Below are 26,666 nucleotides of genomic sequence, written 5' to 3'. Positions count from 1 at the left end.
GTGGATCTCCTGTCACACCCGCGGCGTACGCTGTATGGCTGTTACAGGCCGCCGTGCCGCTCCCCGCGACGTCGCGGCGTGGTCGTGCCTACGGGGGATTTCAGGGGGAGTGTTGCAGTGCTGGAAAGTATGGGGTCGCTGACGGGCAGCCCATGGATCTACGCGGCCGTCGCCATGTCCGTCCTGCTGGACGTGTTCCTGCCGATACTGCCGAGCGGCGTCCTCGTCATCACGGCCGCCACGGCCGCGGCGGGCTCCGCCACCGGCGCCGTCCCGCACGCCGTGCCCGACATGCTGGTGCTCACCCTGTGCGCGGCCACCGCCTCCGTGCTGGGTGATCTGGTCGCGTACCGGCTGGCCTGGCGCGGCGGCGAGCGCCTGGACCGGGCGATCGCCCGGTCCCGCCGTCTGACCAGGGCGCAGGAACGTCTCGGCGTGGCCCTCTCGCGCGGCGGCGGAGTCCTGGTCGTCATCGCCCGCTTCGCCCCGGCCGGCCGCTCGGTCGTCTCGCTCGGCGCGGGCGCGGCCCACCGCAGGGTGCGCGAGTTCCTGCCCTGGTCCATCCTCGCGGGCCTGAGCTGGGCCGGATACAGCGTGGCCCTCGGCTACTTCGGCGGCCAGTGGCTGGGCGCGACCTGGCTGGCCACGGGGGTCTCCTTCGCGGCGCTGCTCGTCGCGGGCGTGGGCGCGGCGTACCTCATGCGGCGTCCGGTCGTCGAGGGGACCGGCACCCGCGCCTGACACCGGGCCGACACCCCGGCGCCGGCGTACACGACACGAACCGCCGTTCCCGCGCAGGCCCGCGGGCGTGGCGCGGGCGGGCCGGGGGCTATCCGGCGCGCTGCGCGGCCCCGCGCACCTCCAGTGAACCGAGCAGTTCGGCGGTGGCCGCCGCGACGGCCTCGACCGCCCGGTCGAAGACCTCACGGTTGTGGGCGGCGGGGGCCCGGAAGCCGGACACCTTGCGGACGTACTGAAGGGCGGCGGCGCGGATCTCCTCCTCGGTCGCCTCTTCGGGGAGCACGGGCGGACGGAGCGTCTTGATGCTGCGGCACATGCGCCCAGTCTCGCGCGTACGCCCCCGTCCCGGGAACCCGGGCACGGGACGCCGTGCCGCACCGCGTACGAGAAGCCGTGCCGCACAACGTACGAACGCCGCGCGCGAGCCGCTGCCGTACGGCCGAGTCCGGGAATAGCGCCGCTCCACGCCCCCTTGTGCTGGGCATGACCACAGTGGAGATCCTGTACGTCGGCGGCCCGACCTCGGTCGTCGAGATCGGCGGCGTGCGGCTGCTGACCGACCCGACCTTCGACGCCCCCGGCGAGTACCCCATCGGCTCGCGGAAGCTGGTGAAGACGGCGGGGCCCGCGCTCCCGGCCGCCGAGATCGGCCCGGTCGACGCCGTCCTGCTCTCGCACGACCAGCACCCCGACAACCTCGACGCGTCCGGGCGCGCCTACCTCCGAGGCGCCCCTGTGACCCTGTCCACGGCATCGGCGTACGACCGTATCGGCGCACCCGTGCGGGCCCTGCCCTCCTGGGAGCACGTCGAACTGCCGCGCCCCGGCGGCGGCACCCTGCGGGTGACCGCCGTGCCCGCGCAGCACGGCCCCGACGGCTCGGAGCCCGTCGTGGGCGAGGTGACCGGCTTCGTCCTGTCCGGGGACGGTCTGCCCAAGGTGTACGTCAGCGGCGACAACGCGTCCCTGGACGTCGTCCGCGCGATCGCCGGACGCGAGGGTCCCTTCGACGTGGCCGTGCTGTTCGCGGGCGCCGCCCGTACTCCGCTGGTGCCCGACGCCCCGCTGACCCTGACGAGCGAGGACGCCGCAAGGGCCGCCGACATCCTGGGCGCCCGCCATGTCGTACCGCTGCACTTCGAGCACTGGGGCCACTTCACGCAGGACGGTGCCTCGCTCACCAAGGCCTTCGCGGAGGCCGGTCTCACGGACCGGCTGCACCTCCTGGAGCCGGGCGCCTCCGTACGCCTGCCGTAGACGACGCGCAACACCCAAGCAGAACCTTGCACTTGGGCAAGCCTCTCCGAGGATTGACTCGGATGTCCGGGGCTTGTGATCATCGCCGGGGCTCTCGTCCGGGGGCCGCGGCCAAAGGATCGAGGAACCATGGCGAATGACCGGCTGACGGTGGCGGTACTGGGTCCGGGCGGGGTCGGCGGTCTGCTCGCCGCGCTCCTGTCCCGCACCGGCCACCGGGTGATCTGTCTGGCCGGCGAGGAGACCGCGCGGGTGCTGGGCACGGACGGCATCGAGGTCCGCAGCGGCCACTTCGGCGACTTCACGGCGCGCGTGGAGGCGGACACGGTACTGCGCGAGCCCGTCGACGCGTGCTTCGTCGCCGTCAAGGCCACGGCACTCGACGCCGCCCTCGAACGCGTCCCGGCGAAGGCCCTGGGGGACGCCGGTCTCGTCGTGCCGTTCCTGAACGGTGTCGAGCACCCGGCGGCCCTGCGCAAGCTCTACCGCTCCGAGCAGGTGGCGCCCGCGGTGATCCGTGTCGAGTCGACCCGCGTCTCGCCGGGGGTGATCGAGCACGGCAGCCCGTTCGCCGAGGTCGACCTCACCGGCGACACGGCACCCCGCGAGCGGGTCGACGCCCTCGCCGGAGCGCTGGAGCGGGCCGGTGTGCGCGTCCGGGTCCAGGAGGACGAGGCGGCGGTGCTGTGGGCGAAGATGTCGTTCCTCGCCCCCTTCGCCCTGCTGACCACCCGGTACGGGGTGCCGCTCGGTGACGTACGCACCCGGCACCGCGCGGAGTTGGTGGCCCTGACGGAGGAGGTCGCGGCGGTGAGCCGCGCGAGCGGGGCACCCGTCGACGCGGCCGCCGCCCTCGCCCGCTACGACGCCTTCCCGCCCGGCACCAAGTCCTCCATGCAGCGCGACGCGGAGGCGGGCCGCACGCTGGAACTGGACGCGATCGGCGGGGCGTTGCTGCGCGCCGCCGAGCGGTTCGGGGTACCGGTGCCGGTCGCGAGCGGCCTGGTACGGGAGTTGGCGGGTCCGGACGGATCCTGATCCGCGCCCCGGCACAGGACCGGCCGCGGCGCGTCACCGTGCCGGGGTTCGGCGGTGACGCGTCACGGCCCCGAGAGACGGCGGTGACGCGTCACGGTCCCGAGGGCCGGCAGTGGCGCGTCACCGTGTCCGCGAAGGCGCGGGCCGCCGGTGACAGGGCCTCCCACTGGCGGACGGCCCAGCCGACGGGCAGCGGCGGGAGCGCCGGGACCGGGACGAAGCGGAGGCCGTCACGGCCGGGTCCCCATCCGGGCAGCGCGGGCACGACGGCATGGCCGAGGCCGAGTCCGGCGAGCAGGACGGCGGTGTCCCAGTCGGCGACACTGGTGTCGAAGGCGCCCGACGGTATCCCCAATTCCCGGTAGGAGGCGTCGAGATGGGCTCGTGAGGTGGAGTTCTCGGGCAGCCCGATCAGCCGCATCCCGGCCAGTTCCTCCCCCTCGATGCGCTCCCGCTCGGCGAGTTCGTCGTCGGCGCGCACGGCGAGCACCCACGGCAGTGACACGACGGTCCGCTGCTCGACCCCCCGCCGGGGCGGCCCGAGGGTGACCCAGGCGAGGTCGAGTCCGTGGTCGCCGAGCGCCTCGAAGCAGCTCCGGCTGGAGTTCTCGGTCTGGAACTCCAGGCTCACCCGCGGATACCGTTGCCGGAACTCGACCACGGCGTCGGCCATGAAGTGCCGCACGGTCGCGCCGCCGGTGGCGATCCGCACCGCTCCGCCGCCCCCGCGCACCATCTCGTCCAGCCGTTGCAGCGCGAGGTCGAGCCCGGATATCCCTTCGGCGGCGGCCCGTTCCAGCAGGCGCCCGGCCCGTGTCGGGACGACGCCCCGCGCCTGCCGCTCCACGAGCCCGACGCCGACCTCGCGCTCCAGACGCCGTACGTGCTGACTCACCGCCGACTGGGTGCAGCCCAGCTCGCGGGCCACGGCGCTGAGGCTCCCGGCCCGACAGACGGCGACGAAGATACGCAGATCATCCAGGGTCACGAGGCACCAAGTTAGCGGTGCCGCACCGGGTCGCCTCCGGCGCGTCCTGCCGGGCACGGAGTCCCCGGCAGGTGCGCCGCGCCGCGGGTCACAGCCGGGTCTTGGCCAGCAGCTCGACGATCTCGGCGGTGGTGCCCGTCTCGCCGAGCCGGGGGAAGATGCGCTCGACGCTGTTGCGGTGGCTGTCGGCGTTCATGTCGGCCATGGCGTCGGTGGCCAGGGTGACGTGGTAGCCGTGCTCGTGGGCGGCGCGGGCGGTGGACTCCACACCGATGCTGGTGGCGATGCCGGTCAGCACGATCTGGGTGACGCCGCGGCGGCGGAGCTGGAGGTCGAGGTCGGTGCCGTAGAAGGCGCCCCAGTTGCGCTTGGTCACGACGATGTCCCCGGGGTGGCCGGAGAGTTCGTCGACGACGACGTCCCAGCCCTCCGGCCAACTGCGGGACGAGCTGCCGCCGTCGACGCGGCCGGGCGCGGCGTCCGAACCGTCGGCGGCGGCCGTCACGCGCACGAGGACGACGGGCAGGCCCTGCTCGCGGAAGGCGTCGGCGAGTTCGACGGAGCGGGCCACGACGTCGGCGGGGCTGTTGGGGGTGAGGTTCGGGGCGCCGACGATGCCGCGCTGGAGGTCGATGACGACGAGCGCGGTACGGGGGTCGAGCGTGGTGACAGCCATGGTCAGGCCTTTCCTGGAACAGGGGTGGGGGTGGTGGTGCGGAGGGATCGGTCGAGGAAGGTCGTCACCAGCAGCAGCGCGCTGCAGGCGAGCATGAAGAGGGCCAGGTGGTGCAGGCCCCCGGTGTGGGCGCCGTGCGGGAAGTACGCGGCGTCGGCGGCCGAGGCGGCCATCGCGCCGAGGTACATGAACGTGCGCAGCAGTCCGGCCGCGGAGCCCATGCGGGCGGGGTCGGCCTGGCGGTAGAGCGCGGTCTGGTTGGCGAGGCCGTTGAGGCCCTGCGGTACGCCCATGACGACGCCGAGTGCGACGAGCAGCCAGAGCGCGCTGCGGGCGTCCGCGAGCAGCAGGCCGGTACAGCCGGCGGCCTGGACGAGGGCGCCGGCGACGAGCTTGCCGCGGACCGCCTCGCGCCGCCCGGTCACGCCGGAGACCACGAGCGCGCTCAGCGACAGCGGCAGCAGGACGAGGCCCGCGGTGGCGGCGTGCAGTCCGCGGCCCTCCTCCAGCCACTGCGTGTATCCGTACAGGACCCCGTACGCCGTGGTGTAGGCGAGGAGTTGGCGTACGAAGGTGGCGAGGAGGGGGATGTTGCCGCCGAGCACGCGCAGGTCGATGAAGGGCTCCGGGACGCGCAGCTCCCGCACGGCGAAGGCGGCTCCCGCGAAGGCGGCGAGCGCGGGCAGGTACCAGAGGCCGGCCCCGGGCTCCATCAGGAACAGCATCAGCGCGACGAGCAGGGCGGCGAAGAGCGCCATCCCGGGCAGGTCGACGCTCTTCCCGGTGCGCCGCGCGGCGGGGCCGGGCGGCAGGCGCCGGGCACCGAGGACGAGGCAGGCCAGCGACAGCGGCACGTTGACGAGGAAGACGGTGCGCCAGCCGCCCAGACCGATGAGCACTCCGCCGAGGGTAGGTCCGACGACGGCGACGGTCTGGCTCCCGATCGCGAGCGCGGTCAGTACGCCGGCCGGGCTGTCGTGTCCGGTGCGTTCCGCCTCGCTGCGGGTGAGGTGCATGGCGGCCGGGTACGCGGCCGAGGTGCCGAAGCCGAGCAGCACACGGGCGGCGACCAGGGCGCCGAGGCTCGGGGCGAGGGCGCCGAGGAGACCCGCGGCCCCCACGAGCGCCGTACCGATGAGGTAGAGGCGGCGGGGTCCGTACATGTCGACGAGCCGGCCGATGACGGGCTGGCCCACGGCGGTGGCGAGGTAGAGGCCCGACACGAGCCACGCGGTCTGCGCGGGGGGTGCGCCGAGCGCGGCGCCGATCGGCACCAACGCCACAGCGATCATCGAGGAGTTGACCGGGTTCAGCACCGAACCCAGGACCATGGGGGCGATCAGGCGCCGGTCGAAGCCGTCGGCGGGCGGCCGGCGCCGGGTCGCGGGGAAGCGCTGCTCTTTGCGGAGCGTGGCCATCACGGCCGGGTGAGCCGGTCCAGCAGGGCCATCGCCTCGATGACGGTCTGCCTCTCGGCCTCGGTGCAGTGGTGCTGGAAGGCCCGGGCCAGCCATTCCTCGCGCGCCTGCCGGGTGCCCTCGACGCGGTCGCGTCCGGCGTCGGTGAGGGTGATCACCTGCCGCCTGCCGTCGCCGGGATCCGGGTTCCGCGCGATCAGCCCGCGCTCGTCGAGCACGGCGAGGGTGGCGGCGATGGACTGCGGCCGGACGCCCTCGGCGGCGGCGAGCCCGCTGGCCGTCGCGGCCCCGCTCTTGCTGAGCAGGGTGAGCGCGGAGAACTGGGAGGGCGTGAGGTCGTACGTCTCGGCGACCTCACGTATCCGTCGCCGCAGCCGGCTGAACGCCACACGCAGATCACCGGCGGCGCGGGCGGCCGACTCGGAGACTCCGTCGGCACTCCCGCCCCGGGCGTCGGGGTTCTGGTCCATGCCGTCACGATAATTTCTTCAGTTCAAACTGTCCAGTTCAGCCTGGACAGTCTTGCCTGACCAATCCCTCACCGATCCGCCACCAAGACTCTGACCTGCATAAACGGGACCTCTAACGGCAACGGAAGGCCGCCCGGACACCCGTTCGCGTGAAGTCCCCCAATGAACTCGCATCCCAAAATCGAACAGGCGTAGCATTGCGGCGTGGCTGCGACCTATGACTTTCCGAGTGACCTCCTCGCCGGTCAGGAGGAGCTGCATCAGGTCCGGGCCGAACTGCTGGCCCTGCTGAAACGACTCCCCTGGTCCGTGGAACCGCTGGACGGCTTCAGCGACACGGGCGGCTGGCGCAAGGTGGAACGCCCCGCCTCCCCCGGCTGGACCTCCGACGAGCAGGCCGAGGTGGAAAAGCTCCGGCAACGGGAGCGCGAGCTCGCCGTGTTCGTGTCCGGCCACCGGTTCTGGTCCGAGGTCGCCCCTCCGGAGACGGTCGACGCCCGTATGAGGCTCAAGCACGCCCACGAGGCGCCGGGGCCGGACCCGGCGTGAACCACCGGGACGCGACGCGCGCGCCTGCACCGGGGCACCGGGGCACCGGGGCACCGGGGCCCACTGGAGCCCACCTGCCGGCCTCGTCGCCTCCGCCTCGAGCCGGCGCCCGTCGGCGACCGGTGCCGTGGTCCTCACGGAGAGCGAGGGAAAGGACCCGCACGGGCAGACGCCGCAGGCCGCAGGTCGCAGGCCGCAGGCCGCAGGCCGCAGGCCGCAGGCCGCAGGCCGCAGGCCGGACGGCGGCCGCGCCACCGCCGACACCGGCACTGACACTGATACCGGTGCCGGCACCGGCACCGGCACCGGCCGGATCGCGCCCTACCCGTCGTCACCGTCCAGGCCGTCTTCGAAGACGAAGAGCGGCTTGGCACCACGTGCGGGTGTCTCGGCGAGCGAGATGGCTTCGGTGAAGCGTTCGAGCGGGAACGGCCGGCCCGGAGGGATGGTCAGCACACCGTCAGCGACGAGCGTGCGGACCTCGGACAGCGCGTCCAGCGCATCCTCAGGTGAGACGGTGCCGAACCAGCGGTTGAGCCAAAAGCCTCGAACCGCTTTGGTCTCGTAGATGACCGAGCGTGCCTGCAGCGGGATCGTCAGCGCCGCCGGGTCGGTCTGCCGATGGGTGGAGAGCGCACCGTAGACCACGACCTCTCCTCCCGGGGCCAGCGCCTGGGACACCTGGGCGCCCACGGGTCCCGCGACACAGTCGACGGCCTTGTGCACGCCGGCCGCTCCCGCGATCTCGGCCACACGCTGCAACAGGTCCTCGTCCGCCGTGCAGACGACCTCGTCTCCACCCAGCGCTCTGATCTCCTCGACGGCATCGCGCCGCCGCACGACGTTGATCGTGGGAATGCCCAGATGCCTGGCCAGCTGGATGACGAGCCGGCCGACGGTGGAGCCCGCGGCCGTCTGCAACAGCCATTCCCCCGGCTGTACGTCGAGTTCGCGTGTCACTAGGAGCAGCGCGGTCAACGGGTTGACGGCGAGCTGGCAGGCGTCGGAGTCGCTCAGATGACCGGGTACCGGCAGGAGCCTTCGCACATCGGCAACAAGGTATTCCTGCCAAGTGCCGGCCACCTGTGGCCCGGGCACCGCCGGTACGGCAGCGTTCACCACGCGGTCGCCGATCTTCAGCCCCTCGGTGTCCGGGCCCAGCGCCTCGACACGGCCGACGCATTCCATGTTGCCCCCGACTGCGGGGAATTGAGGGGAGAAACCGTAGCGGCCACGCAGCACGTGCAGATCGCTGGCGTGAATCGGAGTCGCCTTCACACGGATCAACGCCCGACCGGCTTCCGGCGTGGGCACAGGCCGGGTCTCCAGCCGCAGGACCTCGGCCGGCTCGCCGACCTCTCCGGCTACGAGCGCGCGCATGGTGTGCGGCATGGGCAGCCTTTCGTCTCTCGGCGCCCGATGACCTCCGCACTGCGGCGGGCGATCACCGCGACGGGCCGGACCCCGGGCGCATGCCCTGCCAAGTCCACCGCACGCACCGCACCCGTGAGCCTCTGGAGTCCCTAACCTCACGCTAAGCGCTGGCGACGGGCCCTGCAATCCAGCCTCCGCCGGCCCATTCGGCACGTACGTGGCACGGCAGCACTTACATGGCACGGCAGCCCCGAGCGCCCGAGAAGGATCAAGGGCCAGACTCACGGACTCCCACCCGCTGACCTGTGCCTTTCTCGTGCCCTGGAATTGCTGGACGCGGACGGTCTCGAACCGCCGGGATCCACCGATGAGTTCCGCCGACCGGGCCGGTCTACCAGGACGTACGCCATCGAGCCACCGACTGGAGACCCACCATGACCACTCCCGCACACCCCGGCCGCATGCTGTTCGTGAACATCCCCGTCGCGGACCTCGAGCGCAGCAAGGCGTTCTTCGCCAAGCTCGGGTTCAGCTTCAACCCGATGTTCACCGACGAGACTTCCACCTGCATGCTGGTCGGCGAGCACGCCTTCGTCATGCTGCTCAGCCGCGAGAAGTTCGCGGAGTTCTCGAAACTGCCGATGGCCGATCCCACCACGCACACGCTGGCGTTGTACTGCTTCAGCGTGTCGTCCCGCGACGAGGTCGACACGGTCGGCGCCGCTGCGCTCGCGGCGGGCGGCACCGAGGTCGACGGCGCCGAGGACTACGGCTTCATGTACTCGCGCAGCTTCTACGACCTCGACGGCCACGGCTGGCAGGTCATGTGGATGGACCCTGCGGCGGCGGAGCAGGGCCCCGAGGCGTTCGCGGCCACCACGCAGGACGCCGACGCCTCGGCCTGACACACCGCGTTCCGCGTGTGCGTCATCAGGCCGTCACGATGAACGTCCATGCCCACACGTTGTCCAGACACGCAGCGCGAGGCGGTCAGCCGCACGATCCGGCTGCTCACGCGGCGCCTTCAGCGCGAGCGGTCCCGACGCTGACGTCAGATCCGGATGCCAAAGACCCCCAGCCATGATCGGTTGGGGGTCTTTGTCCTGGTGGGCGCGGACGGTTTCGAACCGCCGACATCCGCCTTGTAAGGGCGGCGCTCTACCGCTGAGCTACGCGCCCAGGACGAGTCGACAGCCTACATTGCCGGAGGGCGTGCCCCGCAAACCCGTATCGGGGCGGCGCCGGGGGCGCAAGGCGGGCGGGGGGTTATCCCCACCTCGGATTCGGGAGCCGTCCGGATGCCCCGGGACGGGCCCGGTCCGTACGGTCGAAGGGCGTCGGAGATACGTCCCGAGAGGCCCGGCGCTTGTCGCCGTTCTTCTCAGGGGGAGATCACCATGGCCCGATCCGTCGCCGTCCGCGCGGCCGCCGTCACCGGGGTCGTGGCGGCCCTCGTCGCGACCGCCACCGCCTGTGGCGCGTCCGCCGGGGACGACAAGGAACCCGAACACCGCGCGTTCGGCCTGCACGGCCGGACCCTCACCGTCGACTCCGACGACTCCGCGCTCGACCTGGTGGTCTCGGACTCCGCGAAGGCCGGCCGGGTCGAGGTCACCCGGTGGTTCCAGGGGCACGTCGTCGTCGGCGGCGACCCCGAGGTCACCTGGGCGATGAAGGACGACGACCGGCTCGTGCTGCGGATGAAGTGCTCGGGCGTGGTCGCCGACTGCTCGGCCCGGCACCGGATCGTGGTGCCGCGCGGCGTCGCTGTCACCGTCGACGACGGGGACGGGCGGGTGACGGCGCGCGGCTTCGAGGAGCCGCTGACCATCCGTACGTCGGACGGTTCGGTCCGGGTGTCCGACTCCTCGGGGCCGCTGGACCTGCGCAGCGCCGACGGCTCGATCCACGCGCTCGGCGTCGGCTCGCGGCAGGTGCGGGCCCGCACCCAGGACGGCTCGGTGCGGCTCGAACTCGCCGCCGTGCCGGACCTGGTGGAGTCCCACAGCCAGGACGGCTCCGTCTCGATCGCGCTGCCCAGGGCGACGTACCGCGTGAACACCGGGAGCGGCGACGGATCGGTACGGGTGTCCGTGCCCCGTGCCGACAGCAGCTCCCACGTCGTCACCGCCCACACCGGCGACGGAAAGATCACGGTGCGAACCGCGAACTGACCGGCCCGTGTGTTCGTCTTCAACCGGTGGGAGAATGACAGCCGGGCAAGGCGGATGACAGCACGGGAGAGGGATGTGACGGCGACACCTGCGCAGCCGTACTCGCCGTTCGAGCCATGCACACGGTCGGCACACCGCCCACCGTCGCCGGCCCGGACCCGTCGTCGGCCCGCCCACGACACCCTCGCCCTCATCGCCCTTCCTCTGCTGGCCGTTCTCGCGCTGCCCGCCGCCTTCGCGGGCGGCGGTACCCGGCGGTGGTTCGGCGGACGTGCCGAGAGCCAGCGGGCCGAGGCGCAGGCCGCCAAGGACGCCGCTGCCGCCGCGTTCTACGAACTCGACACCGCCCAGCGCGATCTGCGCATCTCCATCGAGACCATCACGGCCGTCGACGACTCCCCCGCCGCGCGCCGTGCCGTCGCCGACTTCGAGGCGCTCGGCCGGCGGATCGACGAGGCCAGCCACCGGTACATCACCGCCGTGGACGCCCACGACCTCGACCGGGACGACCTGGAGGCCTCGGCCGCCGTACGGGCCCGCACGGAGCTGACCGCCGCCAAGGACGACCTGGGCCGGGTCAAGTCCGACCTGGAGCGCTTCGAGCAGGGGCTCGGTCCGCTGCTCGGCAAGGCCGAGACCCAGCTCGCCCGGCTGGCCCCGGCCGTCGAGCGGGCCCGGCAGGCCCTGCTCGCCGCGTCGAACGCGCTGGACGGCGTACGGGGCTCGGGGCTCCGGGCCGACGACCTCGCCGCCCGGCTCGCCGCTCTCGGACCCGAACTGACCAAGCTCAACCAGGGGGCCGGACGGCACGGCGTGCCCGAGACACTGGAACGGGCCGAACGGGTCTCGCGCGAGGCCGGGGCGGTGCGCGCGGAGGCGGAGCGGCTGCCCGAGCGGGCCGCCGAGATCGACCACCGGCTCGTCTCGCTGCGGACCCGCGCGCAGGCGCTGACCACGCGGTCCGGGCAGGTGGAGCCGGTGCTGAGCGAGCTCAGGCGCCGCTTCTCGGCCGCGTGCTGGCAGGACCTCCAGCACGTACCGGAGCAGGCCGCGGAGAGCGTGCGGCAGGCGGAGCTCAAGCTGAAGGAGGCGCGGGCCGCGCGGGACGAGCAGCGCTGGCCGGACGCCACCTCGCTGCTGTCCACGGTGCGTGCGCTGCTGAACAACACGGACGAGGCCGTGTCCGCGGCCGGTGACCGGCTGCAACGGCTGAACGCGGTCTCCAAGGACCCGCAGCAGGAGATCGACCGCACGCGCTTCGCCGTCCGTGACGCCCAGCGACTCGCCATGGCGGGCCGCAGCACGCCCGATCCGCGGCACGCCCGCCCGCTCGACGACTCGGTCGCCCGGCTGGACCGTGCCGTCGCCACGCTGGAGGGCCGCCACCCCGACTACTGGCACTTCCTGACGGAGACGGAGGCCGTGCGGCAGACGGTGGCGCGGGTGGTCTCCCAGATCCGCGAGGAGCGCGGCGCGGGCGCCTGAGGGAGTGCGGCGCGGGCGCCTGATCGGCGGGATTCCGGCCTGGTGCGCCGTGCCCCGGCCAGGGCGCGGGATCCGGCCTGGTGCGCCGTGCCCCGGCCAGGGCGCGGGATTCCGGCCTGGTGCGCCGTGCCCCGGCCCGCGGCGGCGGTACCCCCCGGGGGCGGCAGTGCCCCGGCGATGTGGGGCCCCGGCCGGTGTCGGCAGCCCCTCCACAGCGTCGGCCGTCCGTCCTCAAGCGCCGGCCGTCCGTCCTCAAGTGCCGGCCGTCCCTCCACAGGTGCCGGCCGTCCCTCCGAAGGTGCCGGTCGCCCCTCCGAAGGTGCCGGCCGTCCCTCCACAGGTGCCGGCCGTCCCTCAGCGGGTGCCGGTGTGCGCCCTCCCCGCGGGCGGAGGCCGTGGGGTATCTGAGGCCGGCGCCTCCCGGCGCTGCCGCCCGGCCGAGGAGCCCGCTCTCACGAGGAGGACCGGTCCGGGACGGGCGGGCGCAGAGACTCCGCGCGCCCGCCCGTCCCGGGCTAACCTGTGCGCATGCCTCGCTACGAGTACCGCTGCCGGACCTGCGGCGACACCTTCGAACTCAGCCGCCCGATGGCGGAGTCCTCCGCCCCCGCGGCCTGCCCCGCCGGGCACGACGACACGGTGAAGCTGCTGTCGACGGTCGCCGTCGCCACGGGCGGATCGTCGTCCGCACCGGCCCCTGCGCCGCGCGCCGGCGGTGGCGGCGGTTGCTGCGGCGGGGGCTGCTGCGGCTGACCCATCGGTCCGAGCGGTTTCCCGGGGACCGGCGGTACGCGACGACCGCGTTCCCGGGACCGCGAACAGCGGCCCCTCGCCGCCCCTGGGGAGCGAAACGAGAGGTCAGCCGCGCCCGCCGCCGTCGCTGGCCCGTACGAACTCCCGCAGGATCCGCTCCCCCGCCAGTACTCCGCGTTCCGGGAGTGCGGTGATCGCGGCCGCCGTCCAGTCCGCGTCGGCGAGTTCGCCGTGGCCGGGGCGCCAGCCGCGGTCGGCGGCGAGCAGGAGGTCGGCGTCGAGGAGGGAGTCCCCGGCGGCGAGCGTGAGCTCGGCGCCGGTGCGGCGGGCGATCTCCCGCACGGCGGCGCTCTTGGTGAGCGGCTTCGGCACCGCGTAGATCTTGCGGCCCTGCAACGACACCGTCCAGCCGCGGCTCTCCGCCCACACGGCGAGGTCCTTCACCCATTCCTCGGGGAGCAGTTCGCGCTCCACCACGAGGTAGACGAACAGGTCCTCGGCGACCCGGTGCTTGCGCACCCAGGCGGGGTCCGCGGTGGCCTCCAGGTGCTCGCGTACCTCGGCCAGCGGCGCGCACTCCGAGGCGAGCCGCGCCGTCACCTGCGCGTGCCAGCCGGGGTCCGACACCCCGTCGACGAGCAGGTGCCCGCCGTTGGCGCAGATCGCGTACTTCGGCGCGGGCCCCGGCAGGTTGATGCGCTGGTACTGCTTGCGGGTGCGGGTCGTGGTGGGCACGAAGTGCGCTGTGTCGCCGAGCCCGGTGAGCAGTCCGGCCGCGGCCTCCGTCATGTACGACAGGGGCTTGCTCTCGTGCACCTCGACGCAGAGCAGCCGGGGCGCCCGCGCGTCGGGCATGGTGAGTGCGAGGGCCGCGGAGGAGTAGATCAGCGTGCGGTCGAGGTCGCTGGCGACGAGCACCTTGGGCGCGGACATCAGGCGGTCACCGCCTTGCCGTCGGCGCCCGTCGCGCCCCTGGTGTACTTCGGGTGGATCAACCCCACGCAGGTGTAGGGAAGTTCGTCGACCTCCTCGACGGGCACGCCGCGCTGCTCGGCGAGCAGGCGTACGTGGGCGAGGTCGGCGCCCGCTCCGGTCCTGGCGAGGATCTTCCAGGGGACGCGTCGCAGCAGGACACGGGTGGTCTCGCCGACGCCCGGCTTGACCAGGTTCACGTCGTGGATGCCGTACTCCTCGCTGATCCGCTCGACCGCCGCCCAGCCTTCCCAGGTGGGGGTGCGGTCGGCGGCGAGAAGTTCCTTGGCCTGGGCGCAGGCCGCGTCGGCGACGTCGTCGAAGCGGGCCGCGACGGCGTCCAGGAAGTCGGCGGAGACGTCGGAGCCGGCGAGTTCGCGGTAGAACTTCGCGCCGTGGAAGTCGTGTTCGCCGACCAGGTCGGAGCGGAGCACGGTGCGCGAGATCAGGCCCGAGACGGTCGAGTTGAGGCAGGCGGAGGGGATGAGGAAGTCCTCGCGGGTGCCGTACGTGCGGACGCAGGAGCCGGGGTCGGCGAGGACCGCGATCTCCGGGTCGAAGCCGGTGATGCCGTCGGATGCCTCGAACTCCTCGATGGCGTCGGCGAGTTCGCGGGTGATGGCACCCTTGCCGGTCCAGCCGTCGACGAAGACGACGTCGGCCGGGTCGTGGTGGGCGGCCAGCCAGCGCAGTGCGTTGGCGTCGATGCCGCGTCCGCGGACGATGGACACGGCGTAGTGCGGCAGGTCGAGGTCGTGGCGGTGTTCGGCCCAGCGGCGCATCAGGACGCCGACGGGGGTGCCGGCGCGGGCCAGGGACACCAGCACCGGTCGCGGCGACCGTTCGGCGAGGACGATCTCGGTGACGGCGCCGACGGCCTGGGCGAGGCGGGCGGCGGAGTCGGCGAGGGCCGTGTGGAACAGCTCCTGGTACTGGGCGTTCGGCTGGTACTCGACGGGCAGCGACTCCGCGTAGTGCGCGCCGCCGCTCTGGATCGCCTCCTCGCGTTCCTCGGTCGGCGCCTCCAGGCCCACGTCCGAGAGGTCCTGGAGCAGCCAGCCGACCTCGTCCGGCGCGTACGAGGAGAAGGCGGGGCCGCGGAGGGGCTCGGGGAGCATGGAGGGCCTTTCGGTCGGCGTCCGAGCGGGGACGTACGAGGGGACGACGGCGAGCAGGACGCTCGGTGTGTGCTCCGCGAGCCGGGCCAGCAGGCCGTCGGGGGCGTGCAGCTCCGGGGTGTCGGCGACGGAGTCGACGACGGCGACGACGGCGTCGAAGCCGGCGCCCGCGACGTTGTAGGCGTAGCGCTCGCCGGGGCCGTCGTCGGGGTCGTCGTGGGCGGGGAAGACGATGCGGCTGCGGATGGCGTAGCCGGGGTCGTCGAGGGCGAGGACCGGGGACCGGGTGGTCGTGGAGTACCGCACCTCGGCGGCCACGACCTGCTCCAGCTCGCGTGCCAGTCTGAGCGGCGCGTACATCAGCTCCTCGAAGCCGAGCACGAGCACCCGGCGCGCGCCGTCGGGGAGGGCGTCGGCGAGCCGCGCGGCCATGGCGGGCAGGGCGCCCTCCAGGCGTATTCGGTGGCCGGGCGTGAATCCGTGCCGTCCGCCGTCGGGGACGCCGCGGGGCCAGCCCAGCTCGACCCGGACGGCCTTCGCGGCGTTGCCGTGCGCGGCCGGGGCGGGCGGCGCCGGCTCGTGGGCGGCGACGAGGGCCTGGCCCTTCTCCAGGACGCCCGCGGGGAGCCGTACGGTGCCCGAGGCCGCGGACACCAGGTCGACGCGCGCACCGATCTCCGCGGCGAGCTCCTCCAGGCGGCCCAGGTCGGCGGCGGAGCGCATGTCGACGAGGGCCACCACGACGTACCGCTCGCGGGGGTAGCGCTCGTGCAGGGCGCGGACGGTGTTGAGGACGGTGTTGCCCGTGGAGAACTCGTCGTCGACGAGGACCAGGGGGCCGCTGCCGGCCAGCAGGGCGGGGTCCTCGGGCAGCAGGAGGTGCGAGGTGGCGTGCGAGTGGGACTCCTCGAATCCGCCCGCCGTGGCGACGCCCGCGACGGGGCGGCGGGTGGAGTGCAGGTAGGGCGCGACGCCCAGGCCGTCCGCGACGGAGTGGCCGAGCCCGGTGGCCGTCTCCGCGTATCCGACGACGACGGCGGCGCGGGCGTCCTCGGCGCCGAGCAGGTCGCGAACCCGGCGGCCGAGCGCGAACCCGTGGCCGTACACCACGGACGGCGACTGCGGTACGTGCTTGCCGAGGACGTTGGACACGAGGAGGTGGGCGCGCTTGGGGTTGCGGCGCAGCGCCAGCCCCAGCAGCTCGCCGAGCCGCTCGTCCCCGACGAGTTCGACGCCGAGTCGCTCGGCGACCCACGTACCCGTCCACACGACGTCGTTCACAGCGTTGTTCATCGATTCCTTGTCGATCGTGTTCCGCGGGGCCCGGCCGGGCCGGCTCACTCCGGGAGTCCGGCGGCGAGCAGCTCCACGAAGCCGATGTCCTCGTTCGCGACGCCGAAGACCTCGGCGCGCAGCAGCGTGCGCTCCGCCCAGGCGCGGTGCGGCTTCACTTCATTCATCTTGTTCGTGTACGCCGACCGAAGTACACCCCCACCGCCGCGCTCGGGCCTGAGGATGTCCTGCGCGTCGCTGAACTCCTCGTGACTGACGACGGACAGCGCGTGCACGGGCAGGACGTGCGAGGGGTGGATGCAGGTCTTGCCCAGCAGGCCGTTGGCCTGGTCGAGGGCGATCTCGCGGAGCAGTCCGTCCATCGCGTGCTCGATCAGTGCCTCGCGCAGTTCCTCCGCCTGGCCCTCCAGGAAGGGGCTGCGGCGCAGCTGCGGCTTGAACATGCGCTCCTGGACGCGGAAGTACTCCCAGACCGGTCCGGTCACCGTGAATCCGGTGCCGTCGGCCCGTCCCAGCATGTTCACCACGTCGGCGATCACGGAGGCGACGACCTGCACGTCGTAGGCCGTCATGTCGGGGGCGCGGCGCAGCCCGTACGAGGAGCAGAAGTCGGTGACGCCGAGGCGCAGGGCGAGCACGCGGTCGCGGTACTTGTCGACGGCGCGGGATATGCCCTCCAGGGTCTCCACGCGCGATTCCCGGTAGAGCAGCTCGGGCGACTCCAGCACGGGCATGGCGAACAGCCGGCGTCCGCTCGCGGTCTCGGCGCCGGCGAGGGCCTCCAGGAAGGGCATGCCGCGTTCCTCGGTGAACTTGGGCATGACGAACCCGGACAACAGCCGGACGGAGGGGCCGAGGCGGCGTACGAGGTCGGGGATCTGCTCGGGGAAGCGGACCCGGACGAAGAGCAGCGGCAGCTCGACCGCGTCGGCGCGGCCGGCGAGGTCGGCGAACTGCCTGACGAGGTTCTCCTCGGCGCCGGTGACCTCCGCGTCGTCGATGGAGTCCTCCAGGCACAGCACCATGGAGACCACACCGCGTTCGGCCTGCTTGACGATGTCGTCGGCCAGCCGGGGCCTGGTCGCCGGGCTGTACAGCGTGGCTCCGAGGGCCGTGGCCAGTACGCGGGCCGGGGAGTCGGCGGTGAAGACGCTCGGCTCCTGGTGGAAGAGGCGTTGCCGCTCTTCCGGGGCGATGTGACCGAAATGACGCATGAAACTCCCCCGTGGCGACTAGGCGGCCCTACGTGATCTGGCCGGTAATAGTACGTATGGATCCATGTCAGAGGTTCCCACCGAGCATGAAGTTCAGGTAACCCGGCCGTGTCCGGCACCCACCGGTTCCGGGGAGACCCCACGTTGTCGTGACCAGGACCGAGAGGGCAGGATGACCGCATGACGCACGCGATGCTGAAGGGGTCGAACGTCCCGCTGGACGCCACAGCGGTGCGCGCCGTGCTCCGCTGGACGCCCGGGCAGGACGTACCCGATGTGGATGCCTCGGCGCTGCTCCTCGGCCCCGACGGTCGTGTGCGATCCGACGAGGACTTCGTCTTCTACAACCAGCCCCGCCATCCCTCCGGCAAGGTGTGGCGACTCGGCAAGAAACGCGTCACCGAGGGCCTGACCGACACGATCCAGACGGATCTGGCGGGTGTCGAGTCCGGTGTCGGACAGATTCTGCTGGTCGCATCGGCGGACGACGTCACCTTCGACCGCGTACGTGATCTGCGCATCGTGCTGTACGACGCCACCGTCGCGGACGGTGAACCGCTGGCGTACTTCGACATCAAGCCGGAGACCGGTGCGGAGACCGCGCTGATCTGCGGTGAGCTGTACCGGCGCGGTGACGGCTGGAAGTTCCGGGCGCTCGGTGAGGGCTATTCCAACGGTCTGGTCGGGCTCGCGACGGACTTCGGCATCTCCGTGGACGAGAGCGAGGCCGCGGCGGCGGCCGTGACCGGATCCGGTCCCGACGCCGCCTGGTCGGCGCCCGTGTCCGCTCCCGAGACCTCGGTGCCGCTGCCTCCCGAGCAGCCCGCTCCGGTGCCGCAGCAGCCCTCGTACGGCTATCCGCAGCCGGCCGCCGCGCCCACCGCTCAGCCCGCTTACGGCTATCCGCAGCCGCAGACCGCTCCGGCCGCCCAGCCGGCCTACGGCTATCCGCAGCCGCAGACCGCTCCGGCGACCCAGCCCGCGTACGGCTTCCCGCAGCCGGTGGGCACGCTGCCCGACCCGGACTTCAGGCTGCCTCCGCAGGGGCCGCAGTTCCTCGGGCGCTAGGACCTGCCTGAGCAGGCAGGGACGGCCGGACAGGATCCGGGGCGTCAGCGCTCGACCTTCGACTTGTAGCCGCGGCCCCACTGGAGGCCCCAGCCGTAGAGGCGGTCGAGCTCGGCCTGGAAGCCGTAGACGAACTTGACCTCGCGGCGCACGGTCACCTCGCCCTTGTTGCTCTCGATCATCACGACCGCGCAGGAGCGGGCCTGCGGATGGCGCTCCTCCAGGCCGATCTCGATGCGCGGCCCGTTGCTCGGGTAGAGCGTGATGATGGCGTGGGTGCGGTCGAAGGCGGGGGTCTGGTCGTAGATGTAGACGAAGACCAGCAGCCGCTTGATGTCGTCGCGGTGGTCGAGGTTGACGTAGGCCGTCTCGCCCGACGCCGAGCCGAAGCGGTCGTCGCCGCTGAGCTTCACGTAGGGCGGGACGTTGAGTTCGCCGAAGAAGCTGCCGAGCGGCTGGACCACGCCCTTGGTGCCGTCCGTCAGCTCGTACATGACGCCCAGGTCGAGGTCGACGTTGACCATGCTCTGGGTGTGTGCCTGGACCACTTCCGGCTTGAGGGTGCGGAAGGGGTGGCGCAGCACGCTGCCGCGCTGCGGGCCGCCGATGTCGGAGGTGCGCATCCGCCAGGACAGGTTGATGCGCAGGTTGCCGGTGGCCGCGCCCTGCTTGGTGAGCGAGACGGTGTGGTTGCGCTTGGTCAGTTCTATGGAGTTGGTGGCGGCGCTGCCGGAGTCGAAGTCCGCCGAGCGTCCGCGCCACAGGTCCTGCCAGATACCCATTTGGCCCCCCAGGTTCCTCGAAAGTGCGGCGGGGCGGCCGCGAGGACTGTTCCTCGTCGGCCGCCCCGCTTCAGAGCGTTCCTCGACCGGAGGGGTGTCACACCCCCGATCGTGCCGGGGTGTCACACGCCGGGTCCGGCCGGGCCGTCACACCCCGGAAGAGATCTCAGCCTTCTCGTCCGAGGTCTCGCCTTTTCCCTCGGCCGCGGCGAGCGCCTTGTTGCGGCGCACGGAGGACCAGAAGGACCAGGCGATCAGGACGACACCGACGAGGCCGGTGATGACCTCGTTGATCTCGTACTGGATGGTGACCATGAGGATCACGGCGAGGGCGCCGATCGCGTAGTGCGCGCCGTGCTCCAGGTAGACGTAGTCGTCGAGGGTGCCCTGGCGGACCAGGTAGACGGTGAGCGAACGGACGTACATGGCGCCGATGCCGAGGCCGAGCGCCATCAGGACGATGTCGTTGGTGATGGCGAAGGCGCCGATGACACCGTCGAAGGAGAACGACGCGTCCAGGACCTCCAGGTAGAGGAACATGAAGAACGCGGCCTGTCCGGCGAGGACGACGGCCGGCTTCTTCTTCCCGGTCCGCTCGGCCTCCTCCTCTTCCTCGTGTTCGCGCTCCTCCTCCTCTTCGAGCTTGTCCTCGAAGTAGCCGGAGAGTCCGCCGACGACCATGTACGTGATCAGGCCGGCGATGCCGGAGATCAGTACCGTCTGCGCCTTGTCGACGTGCGCGCCGCCGTGCTGGTGGGCGTGCGTGGCGAAGGTGAACGCGGTGATCAGCAGGACGACCAGCGCGATGCAGACCGACAGCATGTCGACCTTGCCGAGCTTGGCGAGCGGGCGCTCGATCCAGCGCAGCCACTGGATGTCCCGGTCCTCGAAGATGAAGTCGAGGAAGATCATCAGCAGGAACATGCCACCGAAGGCCGCGATCGCCGGGTGGGCGTCGGTCACGAGCTCCTGGTAGTGGTCCTTGTTGTTGAGCGCCAGGTCGACGGCCTCGATCGGGCCGATCTTGGCGCTGATGGCGACGATGACGACGGGGAAGACCAGTCGCATACCGAAGACGGCGATCAGCACGCCGATCGTGAGGAAGATCTTCTGCCAGAAGGCATTCATCTTCTTCAGGATTCCGGCGTTGACCACCGCGTTGTCGAAGGACAGCGAGATCTCGAGGACGGCCAGGATCGCCACGATCCCGAAGGCGGTCCACCCCCCGTAGAACGCCGCTGCGACCAGACCGAGCGCGGTAATCGCGAACGACCAGCCGAAGGTTTTCAGAAGCACTGGCTACCCAATCGTGTATGTACGGGTCTCCCCCGCGCCGTACTCGGCTTTACCTAACGTTGACCACGAAGTCTAGAGGGCCGCCGCTCCGGCTGAGGTGGGTGGGCCTAGGAAACATTGACCCCGAAGTCCAGGGCGATGCCCCGCAGGCCCGACGCGTACCCCTGACCGACCGCGCGGAACTTCCACTCGTTGTTGTAGCGGTAGACCTCGCCGAAGATCATCGCGGTCTCCGTCGAGGCGTCCTCGCTCAGGTCGTAGCGGGCGAGCTCCTGGCCGTCGGCCTGGTTGACGACGCGGATGAAGGCGTTGCTGACCTGGCCGAAGGTCTGGCCACGGTTGTCCGCGTCATGGATCGAGACCGGGAAGACGATCTTGTCGACGGTGGCCGGCACCTTGGAGAGGTCGACCAGGATCGACTCGTCGTCGCCCTCGCCCTCACCCGTCAGGTTGTCGCCGGTGTGCTCCACGGAGCCGTCCGGGCTCTTCAGCTGGTTGTAGAAGATGAACCACTCGTCACCGAGCACCCGGCCGCCGTTGCACAGCAGCGCGCTGGCGTCGAGGTCGAAATCGGCTCCGGTGGTGGAGCGCGCGTCCCAGCCGAGCCCGATCATCACCTGCGTGAGGTTCGGTGCGGCCTTCGAGAGGGAGACATTGCCCCCCTTGGCGAGCGTGACGCCCATGATGCTGGTCCTCCCCGAGGTCTGTCTTTCAGTTGTGCAGCCGGTCCGGCACCGCACGCAAGGGTGCGGTGCCGGACCTCGGAGCCGAAGGCTGTACGGCTCAGACGTTGACGCCGAAGTCCTGCGCGATGCCGCGCAGGCCCGAGGCGTAGCCCTGGCCGATGGCGCGGAACTTCCACTCGGCGCCGTTGCGGTAGAGCTCGCCGAAGACCATCGCGGTCTCCGTGGAGGCGTCCTCGGAGAGGTCGTAGCGCGCGATCTCCGCGCCGCCCGCCTGGTTCACCACGCGGATGAACGCGTTGCGCACCTGGCCGAAGGACTGCTGGCGGTTCTCCGCGTCGTAGATCGAGACCGGGAAGACGATCTTCTGGACGTCGGCGGGAACGCCGGCGAGATTGACCTTGATCTGCTCGTCGTCGCCCTCGCCCTCACCGGTGAGGTTGTCGCCGGTGTGCTCCACCGAGCCGTCAGGGCTCTTGAGGTTGTTGAAGAACACGAAGTTCTGGTCGTTGGCGACCTTGCCCTGGTCGTTCGTCAGCAGCGCGCTGGCGTCGAGGTCGAAGTCCGTGCCGGTGGTGGTGCGGACGTCCCACCCCAGACCGACGATGACCGCGGTCAGTCCCGGGGCCTCCTTCGACAGCGATACGTTGCCGCCCTTGCTGAGGCTGACTCCCACGAGTCCTCCCAATGGTGTCCAGGGGCGGGGAGCCCCGAAGTGCGTTGGTATCGGATCAACGTGTCGATCCTAGTGACGGGTTCCCGGACCCCGCAGGCCCTGGAACCGAACAAATCAGAGGGTGTCGAGCGCCTTGACGTACTCGTTCAGGTCACGCGCGTCCGGCAGGCCGTTGACGACGGTCCAGCGGACCACACCCTCCTTGTCGATGACGAACGTGCCGCGCAGCGCGCAGCCCTTGTCCTCGTCGAAGACGCCGTAGGCGCGCGAAGTGTTGCCGTGCGGCCAGAAGTCGGAGAGCAGGGGGTACTCCAGGCCCTCCTGCTCGGCGAAGACGCGCAGGGTGTGGATGGAGTCGTTGGAGACGGCGAGCAGCTGGGTGTCCCGGTCCGTGAACTGCGGCAGGTTGTCGCGCAGGGAGCACAGCTCGCCGGTGCACACGCCGGTGAAGGCGAACGGGTAGAAGAGCAGCACCACGTTCTTCTCGCCGTGGAAGTCGGACAGGCGCACGGTGGCGCCGTGGTTGTCCTTGAGCTCGAAGTCCGGGGCCTTGCTGCCCACCTCGATCGCCATGGTCACTCGCTTCCCTTCCGAGGGTCTGTTCGGGTGACGACCACCCTACGCAGCGAGCCGCTCGCGACCCTGTGCGGGCGGGCCGCGCGACGTCCGAGGCCACTCGGGCGGCCCCTCGGCGGGGCCGGGGCGAGGCCTGCGTCCAGGCCGGCGAAGGCCTCCCGGTCGGGATGTCCCGGCCACCGGAGGCCTCCCGCGCGGGCGGGACCATCCCGGCCGCCGAAGGCCTCCCGCGCAGGCGGGACCGGCCCGGCCGACGGTGTCCGGCGCCGCCCTGGCGACGGTGGCCCGGCCGCCGTTCCGGGCATGCGTCAGACCCCCGCCGGGTCTGTCCGGCGGGGGTCTGACGCGGTGCTCTGCGGAAGGCGGAGCGGGATCTCAGCGCTTGGACTTGGGCGTGGCCAGGCGGGTGCCCGACCATTCCTTGGCCACGGAGATGCTCTTCGTCTGGGAGAGGCCGGCGGTCTGCGCCGCATCGCTGATGTCGCTGGGCTCGACGTATCCGTCCCGGCCGGTCTTCGGGGTCAGCAGCCAGATCATGCCGCCGTCCTCGAGGAGACCGATGGCGTCCACCAGTGCGTCCGTGAGATCGCCGTCCTCGTCCCGGAACCACAGCAGCACGACGTCGGCGACGTCGTCGTAGTCCTCGTCGACCAGATCCTGGCCGATCAGCGATTCGATGCCTTCACGGAGCTCGTGGTCAACGTCGTCGTCGAAGCCGATCTCCTGGACCACCTGTCCGGGCTCGAACCCCAGCCTGGCGGCCGGGTTGGTCCGCTCCTCCGCGTGGTCCGCGGTCGCGCTCACGGCTTGCCTCCTGATCATGTTTCGGAATTAGGGCCTCCCCCGGCTCGTCAAGAACTCGGGGAAGTCTCAGCCACGCGCGTGCGCGAAGCATTGGCCGTAGTCCACACGGGCCGGGCGGATCGCGCAAGTACCCGGCCGTCGAGACCGCCGAAACGGTGACGATCCCGGCGCTGTCGACGCAACCCGAGGCCCGCCGCGAGTACACCGCGTGACACACACCACACCCTTCTGCCCCTTTTACGAGTTTCGGAACCCTGCGGACGTACGAGTGCCGAACGACTTTGCGGAACGCGTCATGGAGTGAGCGTATCGTTACGTTTTGGCCGGGCACGTCCCGTCGATCTCGGCAAGCGTGCCGGTTACCCCTTGGTAGAGATGACGTTTGCGTTCCCGAGGTACACGATGGGGAACGGTGAAATGACGGGGAAAAACCCACCGCAGACAGCCCTCTGACAGCGAAGGAACAGCGTGGCTTCCGGATCCGATCGCAATCCGATCATCATTGGCGGCCTTCCCAGCCAGGTCCCGGACTTCGACCCTGAGGAGACTCAGGAGTGGCTCGACTCCCTCGACGCCGCCGTCGACCAGCGGGGCCGCGAGCGCGCCCGCTATCTGATGCTGCGGCTGATCGAGAGGGCCCGCGAGAAGCGCGTGGCCGTGCCCGAGATGCGCAGCACGGACTACGTCAACACGATCGCCACCAAGGACGAGCCGTTCTTCCCGGGCAACGAGGAGATCGAGCGCAAGATCCTGAACGCGACCCGCTGGAACGCGGCCGTGATGGTCTCGCGCGCCCAGCGCCCCGGCATCGGCGTCGGCGGTCACATCGCGACCTTCGCCTCCTCCGCCTCGCTCTACGACGTGGGCTTCAACCACTTCTTCCGCGGCAAGGACGAGGGCGACGGCGGCGACCAGGTCTTCTTCCAGGGCCACGCCTCGCCGGGCATCTATGCGCGCGCCTATATGCTCGACCGGCTCACCGAGGACCAGCTCGACGGCTTCCGGCAGGAGAAGTCGAAGTACCCGAACGGGTTGTCCAGCTACCCCCACCCGCGCTCCATGCCGGACTTCTGGGAGTTCCCGACCGTGTCCATGGGCCTCGGCCCGCTCGGCGCGATCTTCCAGGCGCGGATGAACCGCTACATGGAGGCCCGCGGGATCGCGGACACCTCCAAGTCGCACGTGTGGGCGTTCCTCGGCGACGGCGAGATGGACGAGCCCGAGTCGCTCGGCCAGCTGTCGATCGCGGCGCGCGAGAGCCTGGACAACCTGACCTTCGTCGTCAACTGCAACCTCCAGCGCCTCGACGGCCCGGTGCGCGGCAACGGCAAGATCATCCAGGAGCTGGAGTCGCAGTTCCGGGGCGCCGGGTGGAACGTCATCAAGCTGGTGTGGGACCGCACCTGGGACCCGCTGCTGGCGCAGGACCGGGACGGCATCCTGGTCAACAAGCTGAACATCACGCCGGACGGCCAGTTCCAGACGTACGCCACCGAGACCGGCGCGTACATCCGCCGGCACTTCTTCGGCGACGACCACCGGCTGCGCGCGATGGTCGAGCACATGACCGACGACCAGGTCCTGCACCTGGGCCGCGGCGGTCACGACCACAAGAAGATCTTCGCGGCGTTCTCGGCGGCCAAGGCGCACAAGGGCCAGCCGACGGTGATCCTGGCGCAGACGGTCAAGGGCTGGACGCTCGGCCCCAACTTCGAGGGCCGCAACGCCACGCACCAGATGAAGAAGCTCACGGTCGCCGACCTCAAGGGCTTCCGCGACCGTCTGCACCTGCCGATCTCCGACAAGCAGCTGGAGGACGGCCTCCCGCCGTACTACCACCCCGGCCGGGACTCGGAAGAGATCCAGTACATGCACGACCGCCGCAAGGGACTCGGCGGGTACGTACCGACGCGCCTGGTGCGTGCGAAGCCCCTGGCGCTGCCCGACGACAAGACGTACGCGAGCGTGAAGAAGGGGTCGGGTCAGCAGTCGATCGCCACGACCATGGCCTTCGTGCGCCTGCTGAAGGACCTCATGCGGGACAAGGAGATCGGCAAGCGCTTCGTGCTGATCGCGCCCGACGAGTACCGCACCTTCGGCATGGACTCGTTCTTCCCGAGCGCGAAGATCTACAACCCGCTCGGCCAGCAGTACGAAGCCGTCGACCGCGATCTGCTGCTCGCGTACAAGGAGTCCCCGACCGGCCAGATGCTGCACGACGGCATCTCGGAGGCCGGCTGCACGGCTTCGCTGATCGCGGCGGGCTCGGCGTACGCCACGCACGGCGAGCCGCTGATCCCGGTGTACGTCTTCTACTCGATGTTCGGCTTCCAGCGCACCGGCGACCAGTTCTGGCAGATGGCCGACCAGCTGTCGCGCGGTTTCGTGCTCGGCGCCACCGCCGGCCGCACGACGCTGACCGGTGAGGGGCTCCAGCACGCGGACGGCCACTCGCAGCTGCTCGCCTCGACCAACCCGGGGTGCGTCGCCTACGACCCGGCGTACGGCTACGAGATCGCGCACATCGTGCAGGACGGCCTGCGCCGGATGTACGGCCCGGACGCGGAGGACGTCTTCTACTACCTCACGGTCTACAACGAGCCGATCCAGCACCCGGCCGAACCGGAGAACGTGGACGTCGAGGGCATCCTCAAGGGCCTCCACCGCATCGGCGAGGGCACCTCCGGATCGATCCCGGCACAGATCCTCGCCTCCGGCGTCGCCGTGCCGTGGGCGATCGAGGCGCAGCGGATCCTCGCCGAGGAGTGGAACGTCAAGGCGGACGTCTGGTCCGCGACCTCCTGGAACGAGCTGCGGCGCGAGGCCGTCGAGGTGGAGCGGCACAACCTCCTGCACCCCGAGGAGGAGCAGCGCGTCCCCTACGTGACGCAGCGGCTGTCCGCCGCCCAGGGCCCGTTCGTGGCCGTCTCCGACTGGATGCGTTCGGTCCCGGACCAGATCTCGCGCTGGGTGCCGGGCACCTACCAGTCGCTGGGTGCGGACGGGTTCGGCTTCGCGGACACCCGCGGCGCGGCCCGGCGCTTCTTCCACATCGACGCACAGTCGATCGTGGTCGCGGTGCTCACCGAGCTGGCCCGTGAGGGCAAGGTGGACCGCTCGGTGCTGAAGCAGGCGATCGACCGCTACCAGCTGCTCGACGTGGCGGCGGCCGACCCGGGTGCCGCGGGCGGGGACGCGTAGACCGTCCGTACGGCGACATGAGGGGCGGCGGGGCATCGGCTCCGCCGCCCCTTCGCCGCT

At 71.4% G+C, this 26,666-nt stretch carries 25 protein-coding genes and 1 tRNA gene; 10 read left to right on the top strand and 16 right to left on the bottom strand.

Annotated features, from left to right (window positions below; all coding sequences use genetic code 11):
* The first annotated feature begins 117 nt into the window (after positions 1-117).
* Positions 118-741: a DedA family protein gene (locus ABEB03_RS06915; RefSeq protein ID WP_345642841.1), complete on the top strand. Its 624-nt coding sequence runs from the start codon at positions 118-120 to the stop codon at positions 739-741.
* An 88-nt stretch (positions 742-829) separates the two neighbouring features.
* Here ABEB03_RS06915 and ABEB03_RS06910 read toward each other — a convergent pair whose 3' ends face one another.
* Complete coding sequence (locus ABEB03_RS06910; RefSeq protein WP_345642838.1) at positions 830-1,057, bottom strand: DUF2277 domain-containing protein; 228 nt, start codon at positions 1,055-1,057, stop codon at positions 830-832.
* Positions 1,058-1,224: 167 nt separating this feature from the next.
* Between ABEB03_RS06910 and ABEB03_RS06905 the strand changes: the two genes are divergently transcribed.
* Both ABEB03_RS06905 and ABEB03_RS06900 read left to right on the top strand, forming a co-directional pair.
* Positions 1,225-1,998, top strand: coding sequence for an MBL fold metallo-hydrolase (locus ABEB03_RS06905; RefSeq protein WP_345642835.1), 774 nt, complete (start codon positions 1,225-1,227; stop codon positions 1,996-1,998).
* Positions 1,999-2,127: 129 nt separating this feature from the next.
* Positions 2,128-3,036, top strand: coding sequence for a ketopantoate reductase family protein (locus tag ABEB03_RS06900; protein ID WP_345642833.1), 909 nt, complete (start codon positions 2,128-2,130; stop codon positions 3,034-3,036).
* A gap of 91 nt (positions 3,037-3,127) precedes the next feature.
* Here ABEB03_RS06900 and ABEB03_RS06895 read toward each other — a convergent pair whose 3' ends face one another.
* From ABEB03_RS06895 to ABEB03_RS06880, 4 genes are all read right to left on the bottom strand, one after another.
* Positions 3,128-4,024, bottom strand: coding sequence for a LysR family transcriptional regulator (locus ABEB03_RS06895; protein WP_345642830.1), 897 nt, complete (start codon positions 4,022-4,024; stop codon positions 3,128-3,130).
* An 88-nt stretch (positions 4,025-4,112) separates the two neighbouring features.
* Complete coding sequence (locus ABEB03_RS06890; protein WP_345642827.1) at positions 4,113-4,700, bottom strand: hydrolase; 588 nt, start codon at positions 4,698-4,700, stop codon at positions 4,113-4,115.
* Between the two features lie 2 nt (positions 4,701-4,702).
* Positions 4,703-6,118 carry an MFS transporter gene (locus ABEB03_RS06885; RefSeq protein ID WP_345642824.1) on the bottom strand — a complete coding sequence of 472 codons (1,416 nt, stop codon included), beginning with the start codon at positions 6,116-6,118 and terminating at the stop codon, positions 4,703-4,705.
* Complete coding sequence (locus ABEB03_RS06880; RefSeq protein WP_345642819.1) at positions 6,118-6,588, bottom strand: MarR family winged helix-turn-helix transcriptional regulator; 471 nt, start codon at positions 6,586-6,588, stop codon at positions 6,118-6,120. Before ABEB03_RS06880 ends, ABEB03_RS06885 begins: the two co-directional genes overlap by 1 nt.
* A 204-nt stretch (positions 6,589-6,792) precedes the next feature.
* On the opposite strand from ABEB03_RS06880, the gene ABEB03_RS06875 reads away from it, so the two are divergent.
* The gene (locus tag ABEB03_RS06875) at positions 6,793-7,137 is read left to right on the top strand and encodes a hypothetical protein (RefSeq protein WP_095934020.1); all 345 of its coding nucleotides are present in this window, start codon (positions 6,793-6,795) and stop codon (positions 7,135-7,137) included.
* Positions 7,138-7,458: 321 nt separating this feature from the next.
* Here the strand turns inward: ABEB03_RS06875 and ABEB03_RS06870 are convergent, their stop codons facing one another.
* Positions 7,459-8,517 (bottom strand): zinc-dependent alcohol dehydrogenase family protein, encoded by a 1,059-nt coding sequence (locus ABEB03_RS06870; protein ID WP_345642811.1) that lies wholly within the window; start codon positions 8,515-8,517, stop codon positions 7,459-7,461.
* Between the two features lie 428 nt (positions 8,518-8,945).
* Between ABEB03_RS06870 and ABEB03_RS06865 the strand changes: the two genes are divergently transcribed.
* On the top strand, positions 8,946-9,416 hold the full coding sequence (locus tag ABEB03_RS06865; protein WP_345642808.1) for a VOC family protein: 471 nt from the start codon (positions 8,946-8,948) through the stop codon (positions 9,414-9,416).
* A 199-nt stretch (positions 9,417-9,615) separates the two neighbouring features.
* Here the strand turns inward: ABEB03_RS06865 and ABEB03_RS06860 are convergent.
* Positions 9,616-9,690: transfer RNA gene (locus ABEB03_RS06860), tRNA-Val, on the bottom strand.
* A 218-nt stretch (positions 9,691-9,908) separates the two neighbouring features.
* Here ABEB03_RS06860 and ABEB03_RS06855 point away from each other — a divergent pair.
* The 3 genes from ABEB03_RS06855 (at position 9,909) to ABEB03_RS06845 (ending at position 12,923) form a co-directional block, all read left to right on the top strand.
* On the top strand, positions 9,909-10,685 hold the full coding sequence (locus ABEB03_RS06855; RefSeq protein WP_345642805.1) for a DUF4097 family beta strand repeat-containing protein: 777 nt from the start codon (positions 9,909-9,911) through the stop codon (positions 10,683-10,685).
* Positions 10,686-10,760: 75 nt separating this feature from the next.
* Positions 10,761-12,170 (top strand): coiled-coil domain-containing protein, encoded by a 1,410-nt coding sequence (locus ABEB03_RS06850; protein WP_345642802.1) that lies wholly within the window; start codon positions 10,761-10,763, stop codon positions 12,168-12,170.
* Positions 12,171-12,698: 528 nt separating this feature from the next.
* Complete coding sequence (locus ABEB03_RS06845) at positions 12,699-12,923, top strand: FmdB family zinc ribbon protein (protein WP_345642799.1); 225 nt, start codon at positions 12,699-12,701, stop codon at positions 12,921-12,923.
* Positions 12,924-13,028: 105 nt separating this feature from the next.
* Here the strand turns inward: ABEB03_RS06845 and ABEB03_RS06840 are convergent, their stop codons facing one another.
* Genes ABEB03_RS06840 through ABEB03_RS06830 form a run of 3 tightly spaced genes read right to left on the bottom strand, consistent with a single transcriptional unit; the run spans position 13,029 to position 17,520 of the window.
* Positions 13,029-13,856: an HAD family hydrolase gene (locus ABEB03_RS06840; RefSeq protein ID WP_345642796.1), complete on the bottom strand. Its 828-nt coding sequence runs from the start codon at positions 13,854-13,856 to the stop codon at positions 13,029-13,031.
* Positions 13,856-16,306, bottom strand: a complete 2,451-nt coding sequence (locus tag ABEB03_RS06835; RefSeq protein ID WP_345642793.1) for a phosphoribosyltransferase — start codon at positions 16,304-16,306, stop codon at positions 13,856-13,858. Before ABEB03_RS06835 ends, ABEB03_RS06840 begins: the two co-directional genes overlap by 1 nt.
* Before the next feature lie 44 nt (positions 16,307-16,350).
* Positions 16,351-17,520, bottom strand: a complete 1,170-nt coding sequence (locus ABEB03_RS06830; protein WP_345642790.1) for an HpcH/HpaI aldolase/citrate lyase family protein — start codon at positions 17,518-17,520, stop codon at positions 16,351-16,353.
* Positions 17,521-17,700: 180 nt separating this feature from the next.
* Between ABEB03_RS06830 and ABEB03_RS06825 the strand changes: the two genes are divergently transcribed.
* On the top strand, positions 17,701-18,588 hold the full coding sequence (locus tag ABEB03_RS06825) for a TerD family protein (protein WP_345642787.1): 888 nt from the start codon (positions 17,701-17,703) through the stop codon (positions 18,586-18,588).
* 44 nt (positions 18,589-18,632) lie between these two features.
* On the opposite strand, the gene ABEB03_RS06820 is transcribed toward ABEB03_RS06825, so the two are convergent.
* From ABEB03_RS06820 to ABEB03_RS06795, 6 genes are all read right to left on the bottom strand, one after another.
* Positions 18,633-19,370, bottom strand: a complete 738-nt coding sequence (locus ABEB03_RS06820; RefSeq protein WP_095934038.1) for a TerD family protein — start codon at positions 19,368-19,370, stop codon at positions 18,633-18,635.
* Between the two features lie 147 nt (positions 19,371-19,517).
* Positions 19,518-20,666, bottom strand: coding sequence for a DUF475 domain-containing protein (locus tag ABEB03_RS06815; protein WP_345642779.1), 1,149 nt, complete (start codon positions 20,664-20,666; stop codon positions 19,518-19,520).
* A 107-nt stretch (positions 20,667-20,773) separates the two neighbouring features.
* Positions 20,774-21,349: a TerD family protein gene (locus ABEB03_RS06810; RefSeq protein ID WP_028800923.1), complete on the bottom strand. Its 576-nt coding sequence runs from the start codon at positions 21,347-21,349 to the stop codon at positions 20,774-20,776.
* Between the two features lie 100 nt (positions 21,350-21,449).
* On the bottom strand, positions 21,450-22,025 hold the full coding sequence (locus ABEB03_RS06805; protein ID WP_345642772.1) for a TerD family protein: 576 nt from the start codon (positions 22,023-22,025) through the stop codon (positions 21,450-21,452).
* A gap of 114 nt (positions 22,026-22,139) precedes the next feature.
* Positions 22,140-22,598: a peroxiredoxin gene (locus ABEB03_RS06800; protein WP_345642769.1), complete on the bottom strand. Its 459-nt coding sequence runs from the start codon at positions 22,596-22,598 to the stop codon at positions 22,140-22,142.
* Between the two features lie 378 nt (positions 22,599-22,976).
* Positions 22,977-23,405, bottom strand: a complete 429-nt coding sequence (locus tag ABEB03_RS06795; RefSeq protein WP_095934041.1) for a DUF3052 domain-containing protein — start codon at positions 23,403-23,405, stop codon at positions 22,977-22,979.
* Positions 23,406-23,873: 468 nt separating this feature from the next.
* On the opposite strand from ABEB03_RS06795, the gene aceE reads away from it, so the two are divergent.
* Entirely contained in the window at positions 23,874-26,606 is a 2,733-nt protein-coding gene (aceE, locus tag ABEB03_RS06790; RefSeq protein ID WP_345642763.1) for a pyruvate dehydrogenase (acetyl-transferring), homodimeric type, read from the top strand.
* Positions 26,607-26,666 lie beyond the last annotated feature (60 nt).

It is taken from the genome of Streptomyces siamensis (assembly GCF_039543605.1).
GTDB lineage: Bacteria > Actinomycetota > Actinomycetes > Streptomycetales > Streptomycetaceae > Streptomyces > Streptomyces siamensis.
Note: the sequence above shows the minus strand (reverse complement) of the source record. Positions and strands in the feature narration are given on the sequence as shown.